Genomic DNA, 21099 nt, shown 5'->3' with positions numbered 1-21099 from the left:
TTGTTTCTCCTCACTTGACTTCTTTGAGATGGAACAGGCGATGCTTGTCGACCGTCGTCTCGAAACCATTCGGCACGACGAACGTGGTAGCGTCCGATTCGATGATCGCGGGTCCGACGATGTGGTTGCCGGCCTTCAGCAACTCCATCTTGTAAAGCTTGGCATCGACCCACTTCTTGTGACGGTAGAACGGGCGCGTACCGAGGTAAGCTTCGGCCGGCGGCGTCGGGCCACCATCCGGATCTTCCGGCAGCACCGGCTTCTGCGTCACGACCGTACCGCGCATGATCGCACCGGTACAAGAGTTGCCCAGCTCGGGCGAGCGAGCCGAATTGGCATACACACGACCGTAGGTGGTTTCGAACGCTTCGACGATCTTGTCCCAGTCCGCTGCAGTCGATGCATTGGTGATCGGGGAAATGATTTCGAGGTCGTTCAGCTGACCCGTGTATTGCATCTTGTAACCCGGGATCAGCAGCACGTCTTCCGGCTTGTAGCCATTGATGACGAACTCTTCCACCACCTTGGCAGCCAGTTCGGCCCAGGCACTTTGCAGCGTGTCGCAGGCGGCGGCCTTGGCGGCATCGCTGCCGTTCTGCGGCACAGCCAGGTCAACCGACTTGTCGTAGCGATACTCGAAGTCAGCGCAGGCGCAGCCGAAGGCGGAGAAGCCAGCGGCCCATGCCGGAACAACGACGTCCTTGAAGCCCACGCCAGCGGTGTAGCCGTAGGTGTGAACCGGGCCGGCGCCGCCGTACGAGAAGCAGACGAATTCCGTCGGGTTGTAGCCGCGGGCGCTGATGTTCGCGCGCAGGTATTCCGACAGCGTCAGGTCGAGCAGTTCGATCACGCCAGCTGCAGCATCTTCAACCGACAGGCCCAGCGGATCAGCGATCTGCGCCTTGATGTGGTCACGCGCACGTTGCACATCAAGCTTGATCAGGCCGCCGAGGAAGTTGTTCGGGTTCAGGTAACCCAGTACAACGTGGCAGTCCGACACCGAGACCGTGTCCAGACCGCTTTCCGGCCAGCAGGTGCCGACACGGTAACCGGCGCTGTCCGGGCCCAGCTTGATCGACTTCGAGTACGGATCGATACGAACGAACGAACCTGCACCGGCACCGACCGAGTCCATCGCCACCAGCGGCAGCGACAGCACGAGACGCGCCATGTCCGGGTCGGACTTGATCGCGAACGAGCCCTTGGTGATCAGTGCCACGTCGAACGACGTGCCGCCGATGTCCGAGCATGCGATGTTTTCGTCACCGAGGCACTCGCCGAGCATCTTCGAACCGATCACGCCGCCAATCGGGCCGGACACGATGGTACGGGCCAGTTCCTTGGCCTTCCAGCTGATCGTGCCGCCGTGCGTAGCCATCACGCGCAGGTCGAACTTGGCACCGTGCTTCTTGAAACGATCGCTCACCAGCTTCAGGGTCGCACGCGACGGTTCGGCGCCGTAGGCTTCCAGAATCGTGGTGTTCATGCGGTGGCTTTCCTTGCGGCTCGGGTAGTAATCAACCGAGGCAAACACAGGGAGGTCGACGCCGAGCTTCTTCAGCTCTTCCTTGCAGGCGTCGCGAGCCAGCTTTTCGCTGTCTTCATTCTTGTGCGACTGGAGCAGGCAGATCACGATGGCCTTGGAACCGGCTTCAACCAGTTCACGCGTGGCCTGACGGACTTCTTCAACCCGCAGCGGGATGACGATCTTGCCCTGCACGTCCGTACGCTCGGTCACACCACGGGTGCGCGAGACGGGAACGAGCGGCTCGTCATAGCGGTGGGTGTTCAGGTGAATGCGGTCTTCGAGGGCGTAGCCGAGGTAGCTCTGCAGTGCGCGACCCATCGAGTGAATCTGCTCGAAACCCTTGTTGCAGATCAGGCCGACATCGAGGCCCTTGCGCTGCAGAACGCGGTTCAGCATGGCGGTACCCGAATACACGCAGGTCACCAGCTCCGGATACACATCGTCAACTTCGCGGCCCCAATGCGCCAATGCATCGACCGAAGAGTTGTAGATCGCCAGGGATTCGTCCCCGGGATTGCTTTGTGCTTTGCCGACCACGAAGCGGCCGTCAGCACGGACAAAAAAGGTGTCAGTCATGGTGCCGCCTGCGTCAATCCCCAGCACCTGAACCGACGAGTTTTCGATCGTCATCTCCACGTCTCCATTTAATTAACCTGCCTGTGTTTGCTTCCGGCCCGCCCGGACGGACCGGCCTTTTCTGATCGACCGTTTTGCAATCGAGCACTGATGCTCTGCAAGGACAATGCCAGCATGCATTCGGTCACGTAAAACAAGCGCAACCATTTGTTTTATATGAAATACCGTTCTGCATCGATCACCAGCGTCCAGAACCGTACGGCGTCCGGACGGATGGAATTCGGACGGCTCGCCTGAAGCGGACCGTCTGTCGGTCGGACAGTCCGTCCGGACGCATGCCGAACGGCGGTGTTCAAGCAGCGGCCGGATGTTGCGACGCAACATGCCATATCGCTTGAAACGGCTTGCCGACGCCACGCGCGCGCAAAGGGCCATCGTTGCAAGGCGATGCGGCCGACATGAGCGCAACTTCGACATGCAGCGAAATGAGTGAACCGACGTTCATCGAACGGTGTTCCGGGGGGCAAACCGGTGGGCGAAAACGCCGGCACTTCCACGTTGCGGATCGCGGCTTCGCGAGCCGCCGGAAAAGCGCCGGACGGCGATCCGGATGCGGGTGCTCAGCGCAAGAGGATGGATCTGACGCGATAGACCTGCTCGGCCGGTTCGAACGGTCGCGGCACGGATACACCGCGTCGACACGCTTCTCGCGCGGATATCCGTTCGATCCAGCGCGCCAGCGCGCGGTAGGGCGTCATGTCGATGCCGGACCAGGCATGCATGCGCACGCAGGCCCACTGGGCGATATCGGCGATGCTGAAGGTGCCGGCGAGATAGTCATCTGTCTGCAACTGCGCATCGAGACGGGCGAACAGCGCGCGCAGTTCGCTGCGCGAGGCGCCGCCATTGCCGGCGGGGTCAGACGTGACGCGTCGTGCCCCGGTGGCTGAGCTGCCCGACACGGGGTTGGCGAGATCCGGAGCAAGCCACTGCTCGACCCGGGTGCGCCCGGCTTCGTCGCGCGGCATCAGGCGTCCGGTCTTGTCGGCCAGGTAGAGCAGGATTGCCCTTGACTCGATCACCGCGTGATCACCGGCTGCACGATCGACGATGGCCGGCACGCAACCGCACGGGCGAGTGCGCAGAAAGTCTGGCGCGAGCTGCGGATCGCTGCAGGCGTCGACGGGATGCACGGTGTAGGGGAGGCGCAGCTCTTCGAGCGCGATCGACACCTTCCACCCTTCGGGTGTCGGAGCGGTGTACAGATCAATCACCTGCGCATCCCCTCGGTGGTCTGATCGCCGGATCAGGCCTTGGCGCTCGGACGGGCGCTGACTTCGTCGAACCAGCGCTGCAGATTCCTGCAATCGGCCGGAATCTTGATGTCGGACCAGAAGGCAAACTCGACGCTGCAGAACAAGGTGCAGTCTGCGATCGAGAACATGTCTCCCGCGATGAAGCGGTTCCTGGCAAGTTGTTCGTCGAACTTGCGGAAGAACAGGTCAAGGCGCATGCGGCCGCGATCGACCAGCGCCGGAATCTGCGGCACCGGCAACGCAAAGCCCGGCAGACCGCGGTCGATGAAGGCTTCGTGCGTGTTACGGAACACCTCGCCGGCCGCCATCATGCCTTCGTCGAAAGCACGGCGTTCCCACATTTCGACGACGCCGCGTTCGTAGGCGTTGCGACCGAACATCGGCGGCGACGGATACAGCTCGTCGATGTAGCGCGCGATGGCAATGGACTCGCCCAGCTGCCGTCCGTCGTCGAGTTCCAGCATCGGCACCATGGCCTGCGGAAACCTGGCGATGTAGTCGGGGCGCAGCTTCAGGTCGTCACCGCCGACCTCGATGATTTCGATGTCGAGACCCTTTTCCGCGATGCACATGCGGGCGCGCTTCGGGTTGGGTGCTGCATGCCAGTCGTACAGTTTCATCGGGGCGATCCTCCTTGTTGTCACAACATGTCCGAATGTTCGGCGAGGTACGTGGCCACACCGCGATCTGTCGGCATTACGCCGACTTTGCCCTTCTGCCAGCCTGCCGGACACACTTCGCCATTACGTTCGGTGTGCTGCAGCGCGTCGATGACGCGCAGCAGTTCATCGATATCCCGCCCGATGGCGAGACTGTTGACGATCTGGTGCTGCACGATGCCTTCCCGGTCGATCAGGAAGGTGGCACGCAATGCCACGCCGGTCGGGCCTTCAACGTCGAAGGCGCGGACCACCGAGTGGGTCACGTCGCCGATCAGCGGATAGCTCAGCTGACCGACCCCGCCCTCTTCCCGCGGCGTCTTCTTCCACGCGAGGTGGGAAAAGGTCGAGTCGATCGAACACCCGACAACATCGACCTGACGCCGCGAGAACTCGGCCATGCGATGTTCGAACGCAATCAGCTCCGACGGACAGACATAAGTGAAGTCGAGCGGGTAGAAGAACAGCACCACATACCGCCCCCGGTAGTCGGCGAGGCGAAACGGCCGGAAATCGTTGTCGGGCCAGACTGCGCTCTCCGTGAATTCGGGGGCGCTACGCCCGACCAGCGCACTCACGCCCGGCCCTTTCCCGACTCACCGAAACCGAACTGCTCGGCACGGAAAGGGCGACGCGCCAGGCTCGCCAGCGTATCGGGGTCACAGCCTTCCGGATGCCGCCACGCCATCAGGCGCTGGTAGCTCGCGAGCAGCTTCATGAAACGCGACAGGGCGCGATCCTGCGGGGTCGTGTTGTCGTAAAGCTCCATCAGCTCGCCCAGTTCGCGTTCGTCGAAGCCGAGCTGCACGGCCGCGGCCGCGATAATCAGACGGTCGTCGTCGTCGCAACGGAAGCCGTCGTCGCCTTCGGACGCGATGATGCCGAGCGCTTCGAACACACCGAAGCGGCTCAGCGGCAGTCCATAGCCTTCGACCAGCTGTTCGCGGCTGAGGGTGCGCCCCGCATCGGCGGAGCGCGCGGCCGACTTCGTTGAAGCGGCCGCCCGTTTCATCGCATCACCACGGGCGCGGTGTGGATCGGAGCGCCGGTCTTTTCCTGCACCTCTTCCAGGCTGACACCCGGCGCGAGTTCGCGCAGTTCCAGTCCGTCCGGCGTCACGACGAGCACGCACAGATCGGAAATGATCATGTTGACCACACCGACGCCGGTCAGCGGCAGATCGCAGTTCTTCAGGATCTTGTGCTCGCCCGCCTTGCTGCAGTGGTCCATCAGCACGATGACGCGCTGCACGCCGGCCACCAGATCCATCGCGCCGCCCATGCCCTTGACCAGCTTGCCCGGAATCATCCAGTTCGCCAGGTCGCCGTGTTCGCTGACCTGCATCGCGCCCAGGATGGCCAGATTGATGTGCCCCCCGCGGATCATTCCGAACGAATCGGCACTGCTGAAGAAGCTGCTGCCGGGGATGGTGCTGACCGTCTGCTTGCCGGCATTGATCAGGTCGGCATCCACTTCGCTTTCAAGAGGAAAGGGGCCGATGCCGAGCAGGCCGTTTTCCGATTGCAGCCACACATCCATGCCGTCCGGGATGTGGTTGGCTACCAGCGTGGGCATGCCGATGCCCAGATTCACGTAGTAACCGTCTTTCAGCTCGCGCGCGGCGCGGCGCGCCATGTCGTCTCGTGTCCAGGCCATGTCATTGCTGCCTTGTGGTGAGTTTTTCGATGCGCTTCAGCGGTGCGGTATTCACGATGATGCGATGCACGAAGATGCCGGGCGTGTGGATCTGGTCCGGATCAAGCGCGCCGGTCGGCACGAGTTCCTCGACCTCGACCACGGTCACCTTGCCGGCAGTCGCCACCATCGGATTGAAGTTGCGCGCGGTCTTGCGGTAGATCAGGTTGCCCGACTCGTCGGCCTTCCACGCCTTCACCAGCGACACGTCAGCGCGCAAGGCGTGTTCAAGCAGGTAGCGATGGCCGCCGAATTCGCGCGTTTCCTTGCCGTCCGCCACCGGCGTACCGACACCGGTGCGCGTGTAGAAAGCCGGAATGCCGGCACCACCGGCGCGCAGCTTCTCGGCCAGACTGCCCTGGGGTGTCAGTTCGACCTCCAGTTCGCCAGACAGCAGCTGACGCTCGAATTCCTCGTTCTCGCCGACGTATGAAGCAATCATGCGGCGCACCTGACGGTTGTCGAGCAACCGCCCAAGACCCACGCCATCGATGCCGGCGTTGTTGCTGATCACCGTCAGGTTCGACACGCCGCTGTCCGCCACTGCGTTGATCAACAGTTCCGGAATGCCGCACAGACCGAAACCGCCCACCGCAAGCGTATGTCCGTCGCTGATCAATCCCTTGAGCGCGGTGACCGCGTCCGGGTAAAGCTTTTTCATCTGCCTCCTCCTTGTGCCTGCATGCACTTTTGGTCGCAGCACTCCGCGTCGGTGTGCCGCCGACCAGCAGTAGCGGCCAGCAAAGCCTGTGCCTGCGCAGGCATGCTGCACTGCACTCATTACAAACCCTTGTTTTTGAATCCCAAAACCGTGGGTGTCCGAAACATGACGACATGTCCGGACGGTGGGCAGTCCGGAAATCGTCCGTCGCCATCAGTCCGGGGTTCGACTTTCAGCCGACCGATTGCATCCGGATGAGCGCGCATGCCGTAGAGACGGCATCGATGATGAATGCCTGCTGCAACCGTCTGTGTGTCGCCGGGCGCCGCGAAGAACGTGGTCGACCCGGGAACAGGTTGCACACTAAGGAATCTGATGCTAAATGTTAGGTCTGTCGGAAGCCCTGTCGAAAGCGGTGCCGCGCCCTTGCGGCGGCGGCTTTCTTCAGCGCATGCCCGATGACCGCATCCGCGAACAGCAAGCAGGTGCGAGACATGAACGTTCCGGTTTCAGAAGGCATGTACGAGATTCCCGATCCAAGGCGATGCCGTGTCAGCGTGGGGCCGCGTGCCGCGTTCCTTGCCTTACCACACATCACGCTGCGCGCTGCGCCACGAATTTTGTCCAGTGCAGGACACCCACCCCATGCAAGGCTGCCGGACGGCACTGACCTCACCGTCATGACAGCGCAACGCCGCATAGTCCGCCCCCGCTCCGGGAGGCGGACATGTAGGGAGGTCGCGGGCGACACACGTCGCCCTTCAGTCAAACATCGGCCATGGCGGAATTCAGCAGCCGTCCCCGCTGACGGATTCCACCGGACGCCGATCTTTCGTTTGATCCTGAACCACAGACCAAAGGAGTAGGAGACGATGCAAAACCAAGGCAACCAGACGCTACGTCGCAGTGCGCTGCGAAAAGGCGTGGCAGGCGCAATCACCCTCGCGATCGGATTGGGCGCGAGCCCGGCCTTCGCGAAGGAGCTTCCCGCAGGCTTCGTGATCAACAAGGAAAACTACGAAAGCATCAAGAACGACACTTTCGAGAACAAGACCATCGCCAGCATGGTCCCGGAGAAGCTCGAGTGGATGATCAAGAACTACAACCTGACCATCAAGCTCGCGAACTCGAAGAAGATCGAGATGGATCCGAAGTACGTGGAGTGGTCGAAGAAGAACATCAACACGGTGAAGTTCAATCCGGCTGACCGTACGGTGTCCGGATGGCAGGCCGGCATGCTGTTCCCGCCGGAAACCATCAAGATGGACGACCCGCACGCCGGCGACAAGGTGATCTGGAACCTGCGTGCCGCCACCTACGGCGCCACGATGGACCTGCGCGACATCGCCTGGGCCTTCCTCGATGCGAAGAAGGGTTACGAGCGGGTACAGGCTTTCCAGTCGCGTCGTTACTACATGGAAGGGCGTCTTGACGGCGGCCCGATCACCGTGGGCAAGGGCGACATTTCGCAGAAGACCTACTTCGTGGCGACCTACCCGCAGGACATCCGCGGTCTGGGCCTGTTCTCGGTCCGCTACAACCAGGCTGACTCGAAGGTGCCGGATGACTCCTACGCCTACCTGAAGTCGGTGCGTCGCGTGCGTCGCCTGTCGGGCGGCGCGTGGATGGACCCGATCGGCGGTACCGACCAGCTGTATGACGACTGGGACATCTGGGACGCCGCCCCGACCAAGTATGTGTCGAACAAGCTGATCGAGAAGCGCTGGGTGCTGGCGATCGCTCACAGCCCGGAAATCAGTGTGGACGTGAAGCAGCCCTACACCGATCCGGCCAAGCGTTTCCCGCGCATCGGCATCGACATTCCGCCGCACTTCAACCCGGCGCCGGACATCGGCTGGGAGCCGCGTGAGGTGTATGTCGTCGAGGGCATCCCGCCCCCGGAACACCCCTACAGCAAGAAGGTGGTGTACATGGAAGTCGACTTTCCGCGCCCGTATCTGGGCTATGCGGAAGACCGCAAGGGCGAGTTCTGGAAGATGTTCATCTTCCAGAACCGGCCTGACATCGGCGACGACGGCTACAAGGCAGTCATGCCCGTGATCGGACACATCATCGACGTCAAGCGTGGCCATGCCACCAACTGGTCGTCGAACATGAAGTCCAATCCGGCGGGCGTCAAGGAAACTGACGTGTCGCTCAACGTGCTGGAAGAAGTCGCAACCGGCAAGTAAGACCGCCGGCCTTCACCCGAAGGCCCGTCCGTGCTGCGCGCGGACGGGCCTTTTTTCCGCTGTTGCGGTACGAACGCATCAAGCGCAGGTCCGGAAATCGGTCACCGTGGTCGGACGGGGTCCGACTTTCGTCCCCGGATGCACCGCGTCATCGCGGCAGATGGCGCGCAGCCGTGACGCCGCGCTTGGCATGGCCCGTGCTTAATTATTAGACCGCTAATGTATTGAACCCGGCACTTACCGCCCCCCCAGGAGACCGTGCATGTATACAAAGGAATTTCACGCCGACTCGCTCGCATGGCAACCCAGCGGCATCGATGGCGTGTACTTCAAGGTGATCGACGGCGAACTCGAGACGACGGCATCCACCGTGCTCTACAAGTTCGACGCCGGCTCGTGCGTGCAATCGCACCTGCATACGCAAGCCGATGAAGTCGCCTATGTGCTCGACGGTCAGTTCATCGAGAACGGCAAGACCTATGGTCCGGGTTCGGTGTTCACCGCGCCGGCCGGCACGTCACATGGGCCGCACACGACCGACACCGGCTGTACGGTGATGTTCGTGCTGTCGAAGGGCCTCGATTTCATCCCGGCCGAATGATCCCTCTGCGCTGCCGGTGGCGGCAACGGTCCTCGTTGCCGGCAGCGCACCCCTCCCCCGGCTTCCACCACCTTTCGCCCTGCCTGCGCTGACGGGTACCGCAGCACCGGATGAAGAAGCTGTGCGCGCGCTTCACGGTGCGGTCTCCTTCGGGGTTTCGCCGGGCGTTGCGTTCTGCGCCCCAGCCTCATCCTCGGCCTTGCGGCGTGCTTCGGCTTCTTCTTCCGTCTCTTCCTCGCCCGCATTCACGGCCGGAATGTCCAGCGGAATGTTGATCGCGATCTGCGACAGCGCCGGCACCACATTCACCGCCTGCGGACGCGTCGGATTCGGCACCCGCGGTTCGATCGCGTTGCGCGACTCCTCCCGACCGCTGTTGTCCGGATCCGTCGCATTGACCACTTCGTGCAGCGGGCTGCGCGTCAGCGCGGTCTCGTCGGTCACCAGACGGTAGCGCTCCAGGCGCAGCGCAAACTGCCCATCCGGCGCATTGAGCTGGATGTCCGCCGGCTGGATCACCGTCGTCGCGTTGTCCATGTAAACGTTGCTCTGCGGATTGATGAAGCGCGCCTGATTGTCGATCCGCCCGTCCAGCACTTCCAGCCAGCCGCGCTCGGTCTCGATCCGCGCGTCCTGCGAATACAGCCGCTCGAAGCGCGTGCCGATCGGGCTGTCGAACGTCAGATCCACCCAGCGCGCCATGCTCCCTTGCGGACCCGTCACGTTCATCAGCAGCGGGCCGCTGGTGCCGGTTTGAACGATTTTTGCAGTAATCGAACCGACGCCGATCGACAGTTGCGAATCCACTTCGAGCGTGCCCGCCTCAATGTCGCCATCCGTGATGATGTCGATGGTGTCGCCGCTCAGCCGCTTCACACTGACCCGACCGTTGATCGTTTCCAGTCGCACGCCCCGGCCGGCGGTCACCGCGTCCATCAGGATGTCCTGTTCGGCGAACACACTTGCGTTGCCCGCATCGGCCGTCGCCTCCAGCACCGTTACGCTGTGGCCGGCGCGCAGATCGAGATTGCTGCGCACGGCACGTACGCTGCCGCCGCTGACCGTGCCGATTGCCGTGACCGACGCGTCACCACCTGCCGTCACGTCGCCCACTTCGAGATCGGACGAGAAATCGGAATCGGCGGCGGTGATGCCCGACAGATACACGTCTTCCGCCGCCTCGGCATTGACCGCGTGACCGTCGCCCGGCGCGACGACCAGCGCCTCGCCGGGCGCACCGATGCTGCCGGCGAGCGAGCGCAGGTCGATGTCGCCCTCCCCGGTCTGCAGCGCCACGACACGCTGGGTGCCGCGGGCATCGAGAATGCTGCCGGCGCTGGTCAGGTGAATGCCGCCAGCGCTGGCGAACATTTCGGCCACCCGCATCGGGCCACTCAGTTCACTCAGCCAGATGCCGCTCGCCGCGCGTGCCGTGAGCGTCGCGGCGGTACCGAGATCGAGGCTGACCGGGCGCGCAGCGCTGCCGATGCTGCCGTGACTGGCTTCGAGAATGGTGCTGCCGCCGCGCAGATTCGGAACAGCGCCCGCGCCGGCGTCAATGATTCCGCCCGATACCTTGAGCCGTATCGTCTTGCTGTAGTCGGCACCGCCCCCGCTGGCGTCGAGCGACACCAGATTGATGTCGCCCGGCAGCGCCGTGCCGTTGCGCTCGTAGTCGTCGGCCCCGAGGAAGACATGGCCGCGTGCATTCACCGTCACGCTGCCGTCCGCGGTCGTCGCCACATCGACGTCATCGCGCTTGAGCACCGTGGCGGTCTTCGCAACCGTGTCCACCGCCACGTCATCGGCTTCGGCCGCCGCGAGCGCACGCCGCTCGTCGGGGCTGAGGGTCGCCAGCGCAGCAATGCTGACCGTGAATTGCCCCTCGTCGCGTCCGACGCCCCCCGCCGCACCGGCGGCATTGAGCACGATGTGGCGGCCCACCACATTGGGCTGTTCGATGCGGGTTTCGGTATCCGACACCGACTTGTTGTAGATCGCCGCACTGACGCCGTAGCGCACCTGGTTGTCGGTCCATGCGTGCGTGCCATTGGAAATGTCCGCCAGCGTCCGGTCCGTGTCGACCGACCCGACGTACTGGAAGTCGGCGTCATAGTCGGGCACCGATCCAGTGGCCAGCGTCACGCCCAGGCCACCCAGCTTGTCGTGCAGGTCGCGCAGCCGCGGCGGCGCCGCTGCCGCATCGTAGGCATCGGCCCGGTAGACGTAGCTGCCGGCATTGGCCGGGTCTTCGATCAGCTGAACGTTGCGCAGCGACCAGTACTCGCGGTACTCGCGGTCGACACCGGCGCGATGCGCCTTGAGCGCGTCGGCCAGACTGTCGGCTGCGCCGTCCGACTCGCGCAGTCGCAGATTCTTCCAGACCGCGTCCAGCTCGGCTTCGGCACGTGTATCGCGCGTTTCGTTGCGGTTGCCATCGACGATGCGGCCATTGCCGGCGGTCAGCGTCACGTCCCCGGTCAGCGATTCGACCTTGTCCAGCTGCAGGTCGCCGTCCGGCTGCAGCACATGGATGTCGCCCATGGCCGTGACGTCGAGGCCGCCCTGAAGCGTGGCCTGCGTCTGCACCACGAGCGCCTGCGCGTCGCTGCCGATGTGCCCGTTCAGCGACACCAGTTCGACGCCACCGCCCTGCACGCGCACGGCATCGCCGGCTCCGGCCGACACGATGTCGCCATCGGCCTGCAGGAACACGCGGCCGTCGTCACCGGTGATCGCCTGTGCCACGCGCATGTCACCCGACACCGCCAGCAAGCCGACGTCGCCGCCAGCGCTCACGGCATCGATGCTGCCGTTTCCGGACAGATTGAGTTGCAAGGGTGCAATCGCGCTACCGATGCCACTGGCAGCCCGCATCGTCAGGCTTTCCGTCGTCACGGTGCCGCGCGCGCTTTCCGATGCGATGGCGCCGCCGGGCAGCCCGTCTCCCGCCGTCGCATCGAGCGAAACCAGACCGGTCCGGTTGGTCAGGCTGCCGGCGAGGATGATATCGCCGCGGCTGACGATGTCGATGCCGCCGCTGTCGTGGCCGATGAAGCTGATCGGGATCACGTGGTCGGCCTTGACCGTATGCGTGTTGTAGCGCTTGGTGCCGAAATCGCTCCAGACCTCGTAGGTGTGCCACTTCCAGATGCAGAAGAACCATGAGCACTTCGAACGTTCCTTCGACCATTCCTGGTAGGACGTCAGGACATCGCGGCGCTGATAGCGATAGGCGTCGTCGCCCAGAGTCGGGTCGAGTCGCGTGTATTCGCCTTCCATCAAGGGCGTCGCGTCCGGATATTCGACGTAGGCCGTGCGGTCCGCGATCGACCAGCTGCCCGGGAAGAACCAGAACTTGGTTTCCTTCTCGTAACGCGCGTAGGTGTTCGTCGTGCTGCGCTGACCGGTCACCCAGGTATAGGTCTGGTCTTCGACCGGCGCGTAGCCGGTGTTGCGCGTGTTGATCAGATCCACATAAGACGCCACCGGACGTTCGACCAGCTTGTCGCCCGCCGGTGTACTTTCGGTCGTCACGATGACGTCCGAGGTCTGAACGTTTGCGCCCAGACGCGTGACGATGCGGGTGACCGGCGTCAGGCTGTTGTAGTAGGCGGTCGTCGGCGTGCTCGACTGCAGCGGGCTGCTGACGATGGCACCGAGACCGCCGTTCGCGACCGGGTCCCAGCGGCGCAGGTAGTCGGTGATGCGCACGCGGCCTTCGATGTCGTTGCCGGTGTCCAGTCCGCTGATGACGATATCGTAGCCGGTGAGGTTGTCGATGTCGAAGCGGCCGTAGCCATCCATGGCCGCGATGCGGCCACCACCGGTGTTCAGTATTTCGCCCAGCAGTTCGAGCTTGCCGCCTTCGACCTTGACCGGCTCCAGTTCGATGCGGTTCAGTTCCGCATTGAAGAAGGCGACGATGTTGCCGTCGGTGCCGGTGATGCGGAAGCGCGGATCGGCCGGCTTCATGCCACCGGCCACCAGCGCGTCGTAATTCGTCTTCGCCTGCGCCAGCGTGGTGGCGGTCTTGTACGGGCCGATGTTGAGATTGACACGCGCATCGGCGTCGATCGTGATCGAACGATCGGGAATGCCGCTCTGCAACAGGCCATTGATGTTCAGGTAGCGGGCGCTGATGAAGATGTTGTTGCCGGCGATGGTCGGCGCACCGTTGCCTATGCGTACGTCGTCAGCCGCGCCGCTGAACAGGCTGCTGTCCTCGAAGTTGTTGGCGGTTCCGCCACTGCCGCCGCTGGGCGTGCGCGTGCCACCCCACAGGTCGCGTGCGGCGCCGGCGGTGTGATAGAAGGCCGACGGCGAACTGAACACGAAATCACGCCCGGCCGTGATGTTGATCGTTGCCGCCTGGATATTGGGGGCGGTCAGCGGATTCAACGGATCCTTCGGCTGCACCAGCACGCTGCCGCGCTCGCTTTCCAGCGTGACGGTACCGAGCAGGTTGCTGATGTCACCGACCACTTCGATGTCCGGCGCGCGGGCGTCCGCATCGAGCGGAATGTAGGTGTTCCTCACCTCGATCAGCGGTACGGCCGAATCCGGTGCGATGTCGACGCTGCCGAAGCCGGCGGTTCCGCCCTTGGTGCGGGCATTCAGCTCGGCATTGATGTCGGCCGTCGTCGGGCGGGTGCCCGGCGTGTTCAGGATGGCGACACTGTTCAACACGAGCCGCCCGGTCGCCTCTTCCGGAATGGTCAGTGCATCGGTGCGCAGAAAGGCCGAACTGTTGTTGATGATCCGGATCTGCGCGTCGCCGCGCGCCACCAGCTGACCGCTGCCTGCCAGGTAGTCGCCCATCACATTGATGTTGCCGCCGCGCGCACTCATTTCGGGCAGGATGATGAAGGCCGCGTCGGACACCGATGCCGTCGCGCCGCCCGCCGGGAACAGATCGGCAAGCTGCTGCTCGAGGAAGTTGATTTCGGCGGTCAGCGCCGCCACCGTCTCCGGGCTGCTGGCGTCGGCGCCGGTGCTGGTCACACCCTGATACTGGCCGCGGATTTCCTTCAGCGAGTCGATGCGCGTCTGCAGATTGTCCTGCAGGTTCTCGATGCGTGCGATCGGCATGTCGAGGCCATCGGAGCGCGTGATCCAGTACTGCTTCGAATAGGTGTCGTAGACGCAGCCCGCAACGCCGGGCGCCTGGCACTTCGCCTCCTGACCGTCGCGCGGCACCTGCGAGCTGAGCGTCAGCGGCAGCGCACCGCCACCGGGATCCGTCTCGCTGATGTTCATCCAGCGCTGATTGTGGATGCCGGCATCGATGAAGCCATTCACCGTCGCACCGGCCTGCGACTGTTCGATGCTGCGTCCGCTGTTCTGCTCGATCGACACGTCGCCGCCACCGAACAGGTTGCTGATGCCGCTGGCAATGGCACTCGCCGCCTGGCTGTACAGGTCACGCGCCACACCATGTCCGTCGACGAGGTGACCGAAGCCCTTGTCGGCGATCAGGCTCACGTCCTTGACGCTGCGCAGGCTGCCGTCGACAACGATGCGGCTGGTCTGGGTGAGCAGGCCGTCCGCGCCCCAGTCCAGACCGGGTATCGGAATCAGCGAATTGTTGTACAGGTCCGTGTAGGCGACCGACGAGTAGCGGTTGCGCACGCCGCCGGCATCGCGGCCGGCGCCGAGGTTGATGAAGCCGTCGGCGCGAATGTCCGTCCCGGCACCGATCGATGTCGTCGACCGGCTGTGGATGTCCGATTTCGAAAAGCCATCGGCATAGGCGGCCAGGCCCCAGGTCTTGGAACTGGCGCGCGCCTCGACATCGACGTTTTCCCGCGTCGCGAGATTGAAGTCGCCCACGGTATCGATGACGACATTGCTGCCGATGCGCGCTTCGGTCCGTCCGACATCCCCTGCCGCGGTGGTGAGCGGGTTGATGTTCACCTCGATGATGGATTCGGCATCGGCCGCACTGATGGCGCCGCCGGCTTCCAGCTTCGCGCGGTCGCGCAGCATCACGTCGGACACTGCATTGAAGTTGCTGCGCCCCGCGTCATCCGGATCGCCAAGCACGCTGACCCGCGCGCTGTCTCCGACCTCGACCCGCGTGATGTTGTCCACCCGCGTTTCGCCGGACCCGGCCGCACCGCCAGCCAGCCCCCCCGCGCCGGCAAACACGTTGAACACGTCGACCAGGGCAGTCCCTTCCACGCGTGTGAGCCACGGTTTGCGCGTCTGGTTCAGCGCGTACACATCGAGATCCCAGGTGTTCAGATGCGCACCCGCGCGAATGCCCGCGACCACCCTGGCGTCGATGTCGTTGCGCGCCTGTGCGCCGCTGGCACCGACCACGCCCGCCGACAACGAATCGACGCGGGCATTGAAGGTCGCCGTGTGATCGGCGCGGACTTCCATGCGCCCGCCGCTGTCCGTGACCAGCGCATCGCCGGACGCGCCACCACCGAGCAGCGCCTGCGTATCGGACAGATTGCGCGTCGACGCCACGGCTGCTGCACCCGCGATGATGCCGCCCGAGCCGGCTTCGGCATCGGCCGACGTTTCGTCGTGACCGGTCGCGACCACGCTGAGCGCGTCACCGACCGTGCCGGTATTGCCATTGTCGATGGACGCGAGCGTGACCGATCCCGCGACGGCATCCGCCAGATTCGCCCCGAGCGCCAGCAGCCCGCCGACGGTGACGCCGCTGGTGACGGCCGTCTGGCGCGTGCGGTTCGATGCGGTCAGCGACGTGCTGTCCGCGATCGCGAGCACGTTGCCGGTACCCATCGTCGCGTTGACCAGCGAGCTGCCGCCCGCGTACGAATCACTGCCATTGGCGCCGACCAGCAGCGATCCGCCGGTCGCGTTGGCGTACGAATAGGCGCTGTGGCCGACGCTGGTGCCAACGCTTGTGACAACAGTCGGCAACAGCGTCGCCGCATTCAGCGACAGCGCACCGGCCGTGATGCTGTTGTAGCGGCCCACCGTCGCATAGGATTGCGTCGACGCGGACGCTTCAGCCAGCGACACGCCGATCGACAACGCCAACGAGCCGTTGTAGCCCCGCGCCACCGCACTGACCTGCGGCGTGCTGTTGGCGGTGACCGATATGGCCGAACCGGCGCCGTCTATCGTCACCCGATCGGCGATGGTCGCATGGGCCGTTCCCAGCGCGCCGGCACGCGACTCGGAGCCGGAGCCCGCCGCGACACCGCCGGCACCGGCTTTCGATTCGGCGGATACCGTGTCTTCGCGCGTCGCCTGAACGTCGAGCAGCCCACCTGCCAGCGTAATGCCGGTTGCGGCGGACTGGGTCGTGGCTGTGTCGCGGCCGCCGATCTGCGCGGTCGTGCTGCCGCTCTTGTCGGCGCGCGCAATCACGATGCCGGCCGCCACCACCCCGACCGCATAGCCTTCGGCTCTGGAGCGGGCGTCCAGTGCGTCGCTCGCGGTCACGCGCACGTCGCCCGAAGCGCTGCTAACGGTCGCCCGGGCGCCTGCCCCCAGACCGGCGCGCACCGTGTTGTTCAGATCGGCGGTCGCGACCGCGGCGCCGACACCCACCAGACCGCCGGCAGCCTGGAAGCTGTCGACCTGCAGCGCCGGTTCGGCCTGGACCCGCGGATCGGTGTCCGGCAGTTCAGCTGTCTTCGCACTCAGCTCGATGTCGCCGGTGTCGGCCTGCAGCGAAATCGCGCCGACCGTGGTCGCACCGACGTTGTGGCGCACGTCGAGCACGCCCACCGACGCACCGACACCGGCCAGACCGCCCAGCGCAATGCCGCCGGCCCCGACTTCGATGCGGTCCTTCTCCGACGCACCGATGCGGATGTTGCCGCCGGCGATCAGCGTGTCGCGGGTGCCGTCGCTATCGATCACGGTGGCCAGCGTGCTGCCCACCGGCGCCGCATTGATCTGGTCCTTCGTCGCGACCTTGCCCGTCGCATTGACGCGCGCGATGTCGCTGGCGGAGAAGTTGTCCGCCGTGCGCACGTTGCCGTCCTCGTCGTCGGTGGACAGCAGGTCGCGGTTGGAAAAGGCCTGCGCCGAACTGAGCGTGCCTTCGTTGTCGCCGTCGGTATTGTCCAGTTCGCCGGCGGCGTTCGCATTCATCGTCGCGTTGAGCAGCGTGACCGCGGCCGAGCCCCCGATGCCGACCGTACCGCCAGCCGCCGCCGCTGCGGCCAGGTTCGACAGCTTGCGTTCGGCTGTCGACGTGACATCGATGTCGCCGCTGACGTACACATCGCTGTCCTGGATGATCGCCGACGTGGTGTTGTCCACCTTGGTTACCGAAGCGCCCGCCCCCACGCCGGCCATGCCGCCGAGTGCCGCCGCACCAGCCCGGCTTTCGGTCACGACGCTGTCGCTGGCACTGACCAGCAGGCTTGCGGCGCGATCATCGGTGCGGCCGATGCGGCTGTCGATCACCGAAGCTTCCGTCGTGCTGCCGATGATGCCGACTGCCACTGCACCGGCCACGCCGGCAAAGCCGCCGCCTGCACCGCCGACCGCCCAGGTGCGCATTTCGGTGGCGGTGTCTGCGGTGACTGTCACCGCCTCGTCGGCGTCGACCGTCGTGTCCTCAAGCCGCGCGCGTGTGGTGCTGTCATCGAGGCCGACGGCAAAGGTACCGGCGCCGGCAACGCCGCCCACCGCGAGTCCGCCACCCGCCACGAGGAAGGTCGAAAAGTGCTGCGACATCACGTCCAGCGAGCCGACATGGAAGTCAGCCTCCTGGGCATACGCTTCCGTGGTGCTGGTGAACTTCGCCACCGAGCCGCTGCCCACCACGGCAACCACGCCGCCCGATGCGCCGACCACCACCGATGCCACACCCTGCGCCGACAGCGCATCGATATCCGCATCGCCCTTCGCATGAATGTCGGCGCGACGGTTGTCGCCGCCGGTGACCTTGGCGCTGGTATTGCGCTGGAACACATTGACGTCGGCCGATGCGCCGATACCCGCGGCACCGATGGCGATCGAGCCGATGAAGGTATTGCCGTAGGCGTGGTCCGCCGCCCGGATGCTGACCGACTGCTGCGCCGATGCGCCGCTGTTGTCGCCACCGTTCAGCACCGAATCGCTCACCGTGGCCAGCGTTTCGCCACCGATCACACTCGCGCTTGCAGTCAGCGCGACGCCTGCATAAAGGCCGCCGGCCACATTGGCGACACCGGTGCTGGTGTGATGCGTGGCCAGTGCGTTGACCGCGATGCCGCGCACGTTCACCTTGCCGCGCGAGGCCGTCAGGTCGGGCGCGACGAAGGGATTGCTGGATGAATAGCCGCCGCCTTCGGTATTCATTTCGTCGATGCTGTCGCGCAGGTTGGCGCCGGCCACCTCGCCGTTGTTCACACTCACGCCGGTTCCCTGCTGCGCGCGCGCCGCGACCTCGCTACTGCGGATCGCCGCCTCGGTGGTGCCGGTGATTTCATTCACCGTCACCGATGCGCCCACGCCCGCCGCCGCCAGGCCGATGCCGGCCGCGCCGGCCAGCACCGAAATCCGGTCGTCGGATTCGGCCAGCACGGCGACGTCGTCGCGCGCCTCGATCACCGCGCCGTTCTCGATCAGCGCACGCGTGTCGGAACTGATCAGGTTCACCGCGACCGAGCCCCCGACGCCGACCTTGACGCCGGCACCGACACCTACCGATGCCGTCTTGATGGTGGCCAGCGAATCGGCGCTGATGACGACACCCGCAACGTCCAGGCCATCGGCCGTCTTCTTGCCGGATACCCGGGCGAGCGTCACGTTGCCGATGTCGTTCACCGCGACGGCCGCGCCGAATCCGGCGGACAGACCCAGACCGACGCCGCCGGCCAGCGATTCGATGAGCGAGGTGTCGATCGCCGTGACCGTCACGTTGGCTTCGGCTGCAGCGACATCGGAATCGACGATTTCGGCGGTGGTGCGGGTCTGGTCACTGAAATTGGTCGAGGCGGAGCCTGCACCGCCGAAGGTCGACGCGAGTCCGCCGGCGACCGACGCCGACTTGATGGTCGACGTGTTGGTCGCGGTCAGCGTCAGCGTATCCACGGTCTCGCCGGTCTGGTCTTCGACCAGGGCGTCCTCGAGTGCAGCCCGCGTCGTGTTGCCGATCTCGTTGTAGGCGACGGCCACACCGACGCCCGCGGTGCTGAGCGAAAACCCGACCGCGCCGGCGAGCGACTCGATCGTCGACAGGTCGCTGGCCGACAACGCGATCGCGCCACCCGACTTCAGCACCACGCCGTCGGCCGAGGCCCGCGTTTCGTTGGTGATGGTGTTGATCGTGACCGCACCGCTCAGCGACACGCCGTTCGACGCGCTCAGTGCCGCGGCCACCGACACGATGTCGTTGTCGCTGGTCGCGCTCGCCGTGATGCCGCCGGCGCCGCGCACTACCTCGTCGTCGATGTCGATGCCGGTATCCGTTTCGTCGCCGACCAGTTCGGCGACGGTGTCGGAATCCACCGTGGAAATCGCCACCGCTGCACCGAAGCCGGCCTTGCCGCCATAGCTCGCGGCACCCGCCACGCTGCGGATGTCGGAACTGTCACTGGAAATCAGCGTCACCGACCCGCCGGTGTCCACTCCGGCACCATCGATCGCGACCCGCGTGCCGTTGTCCACATTGCTGTAGGCAACGGAACCGGCAACGCCGACCTTCTGCCCCGCGGCCACGCCGGCCGACACCGACCACATCGGGCCGCCGTTCCAGGCATCGAGCACGACATTGCCTGACCCGCCGAGCGTCAGCCCCGTTCGGGCGATGGTGGCCTGGGTGATCTTCTCCAGTTGATTCCAGGTGAAGGCGCCGCCCAGGCCCGCAGTCTTGCCGGTGGCAATGGTCAGCGCACCGGCGCCGGCCAGCGCCAGCGCGTCGTTGCGCGCACCGGCATTCAGCCCGTGCGTCAGCGCAACCGACAGGTCGGTCACGCCGTCTGCATCGGTATGGATGTCCAGCGTCGAGGCCGCCGTACCGGCGACCGACACGCTTGCCAGATCGGCCACGGTCGCGCGGGTCGTGTCATTGACCAGGTTGATCGACACGGCAGCCGAAATGCCGATGCCGGACTTGCCCTGTTCGCCCTTGTCCTTCACATTGGTTTTCGAGCCGTCGCCGCCGGGCTTGCCGTCCGTGCTTTCGTCACCGCCGCCGGGCAGCGAGCCGGCCACGGTGAATGCGCCCTGCGTCGCGCCCGTGACCGCCTTCAGAAAGATGTTTCCGGCAGCCGTCAGCGCGCCGCCCGACCCGGTTTCATCAGGGCGGTTGCCGATCAACGCGCTCGTGGTGCGGTCCAGATCGTTGATCGCGACCGAGAAGCCGATGCCTATGCTGCCCGACCGTGCCACGCCGCCTGCCACATTGATCGACATGCTGTTGTCGACCGCCTGCAGCACGACGTCGCGCGCATTGACCGTGGTACCCGACGCGATCTGCGCAGTCGTATGCAGATCGCTGTCGATCAGCGAGAACGCCCCCTGGACCGACACCTTGCCGGCCTTGCCCGCCGCTTCGGCAATGGTCACCTGGTCGAAATCGGTGCCGGCCAGCAGGGCCAGTCCGTCGGCGCGCACGGTGGCGCCGCGCGCGATGGTCGCGTCGGATCCGCCGGTCAGCGTCAGGTGATGGTAGGTGCCGCCAAACCCCGCCGAGGCGCTGTTCGACCCACCGTCCGGTAGCGTGGTCAGATCGATTTCAGGCACGCCCGCCAGATTGAGCAGCCCGTGCGAGGCATGAGCGGAAACGGTGACGTCCTGCGATGCCGACAGCGGTGCGGTGCCGGCGTTGATCTGCGCCGAACCGATCTTCGCGTTGGCCTGGCTGTCGAGGGTGAAGTAATCGACCGCGCCGGTGTAACCGCGCGGCCGATTTGGCACTGATTTGCGCACGATTTGGCACTGCCG

At 65.0% G+C, this 21099-nt stretch carries 10 protein-coding genes; 2 read left to right on the top strand and 8 right to left on the bottom strand.

Annotated features, from left to right (window positions below; all coding sequences use genetic code 11):
- Window positions 1-10 precede the first annotated feature (10 nt).
- The 7 genes from Q8Q80_RS01570 to Q8Q80_RS01540 all read right to left on the bottom strand — a co-directional run bounded on the left by Q8Q80_RS01570 (window position 11) and on the right by Q8Q80_RS01540 (window position 6435).
- Window positions 11-2158, bottom strand: coding sequence for a hydantoinase/oxoprolinase family protein (locus Q8Q80_RS01570; protein ID WP_305631245.1), 2148 nt, complete (start codon window positions 2156-2158; stop codon window positions 11-13).
- A gap of 566 nt (window positions 2159-2724) precedes the next feature.
- Entirely contained in the window at window positions 2725-3378 is a 654-nt protein-coding gene (locus tag Q8Q80_RS01565; protein ID WP_305631244.1) for a glutathione S-transferase family protein, read from the bottom strand.
- 32 nt (window positions 3379-3410) lie between these two features.
- On the bottom strand, window positions 3411-4040 hold the full coding sequence (locus Q8Q80_RS01560) for a glutathione S-transferase family protein (protein WP_305631243.1): 630 nt from the start codon (window positions 4038-4040) through the stop codon (window positions 3411-3413).
- A gap of 20 nt (window positions 4041-4060) precedes the next feature.
- On the bottom strand, window positions 4061-4657 hold the full coding sequence (locus tag Q8Q80_RS01555; RefSeq protein ID WP_305631242.1) for a peroxiredoxin: 597 nt from the start codon (window positions 4655-4657) through the stop codon (window positions 4061-4063).
- Window positions 4654-5091, bottom strand: a complete 438-nt coding sequence (locus Q8Q80_RS01550) for a hypothetical protein (RefSeq protein WP_305631241.1) — start codon at window positions 5089-5091, stop codon at window positions 4654-4656. The genes Q8Q80_RS01555 and Q8Q80_RS01550 overlap by 4 nt, the downstream gene beginning before the upstream one ends.
- Window positions 5088-5735 carry a 3-oxoacid CoA-transferase subunit B gene (locus Q8Q80_RS01545; RefSeq protein ID WP_305631240.1) on the bottom strand — a complete coding sequence of 216 codons (648 nt, stop codon included), beginning with the start codon at window positions 5733-5735 and terminating at the stop codon, window positions 5088-5090. The genes Q8Q80_RS01550 and Q8Q80_RS01545 overlap by 4 nt, the downstream gene beginning before the upstream one ends.
- 1 nt (window position 5736) lies before the next feature.
- A complete protein-coding gene (locus Q8Q80_RS01540; protein WP_305631239.1) occupies window positions 5737-6435 on the bottom strand; it encodes a CoA transferase subunit A in 699 nt (232 codons plus the stop codon).
- 872 nt (window positions 6436-7307) lie between these two features.
- Here Q8Q80_RS01540 and Q8Q80_RS01535 point away from each other — a divergent pair.
- Both Q8Q80_RS01535 and Q8Q80_RS01530 read left to right on the top strand, forming a co-directional pair.
- Window positions 7308-8627, top strand: coding sequence for a DUF1329 domain-containing protein (locus Q8Q80_RS01535; RefSeq protein WP_305631238.1), 1320 nt, complete (start codon window positions 7308-7310; stop codon window positions 8625-8627).
- 262 nt (window positions 8628-8889) lie between these two features.
- Window positions 8890-9228 carry a cupin domain-containing protein gene (locus Q8Q80_RS01530; RefSeq protein WP_305631237.1) on the top strand — a complete coding sequence of 113 codons (339 nt, stop codon included), beginning with the start codon at window positions 8890-8892 and terminating at the stop codon, window positions 9226-9228.
- A 132-nt stretch (window positions 9229-9360) separates the two neighbouring features.
- On the opposite strand, the gene Q8Q80_RS01525 is transcribed toward Q8Q80_RS01530, so the two are convergent.
- Window positions 9361-21072, bottom strand: coding sequence for a leukotoxin LktA family filamentous adhesin (locus Q8Q80_RS01525; RefSeq protein WP_305631236.1), 11712 nt, complete (start codon window positions 21070-21072; stop codon window positions 9361-9363).
- Window positions 21073-21099: the final 27 nt, after the last annotated feature.

Source organism: Methyloversatilis sp. (genome assembly GCF_030698125.1).
GTDB lineage: Bacteria > Pseudomonadota > Gammaproteobacteria > Burkholderiales > Rhodocyclaceae > Methyloversatilis.
This window is presented reverse-complemented; position numbering and strand designations above follow the sequence as displayed.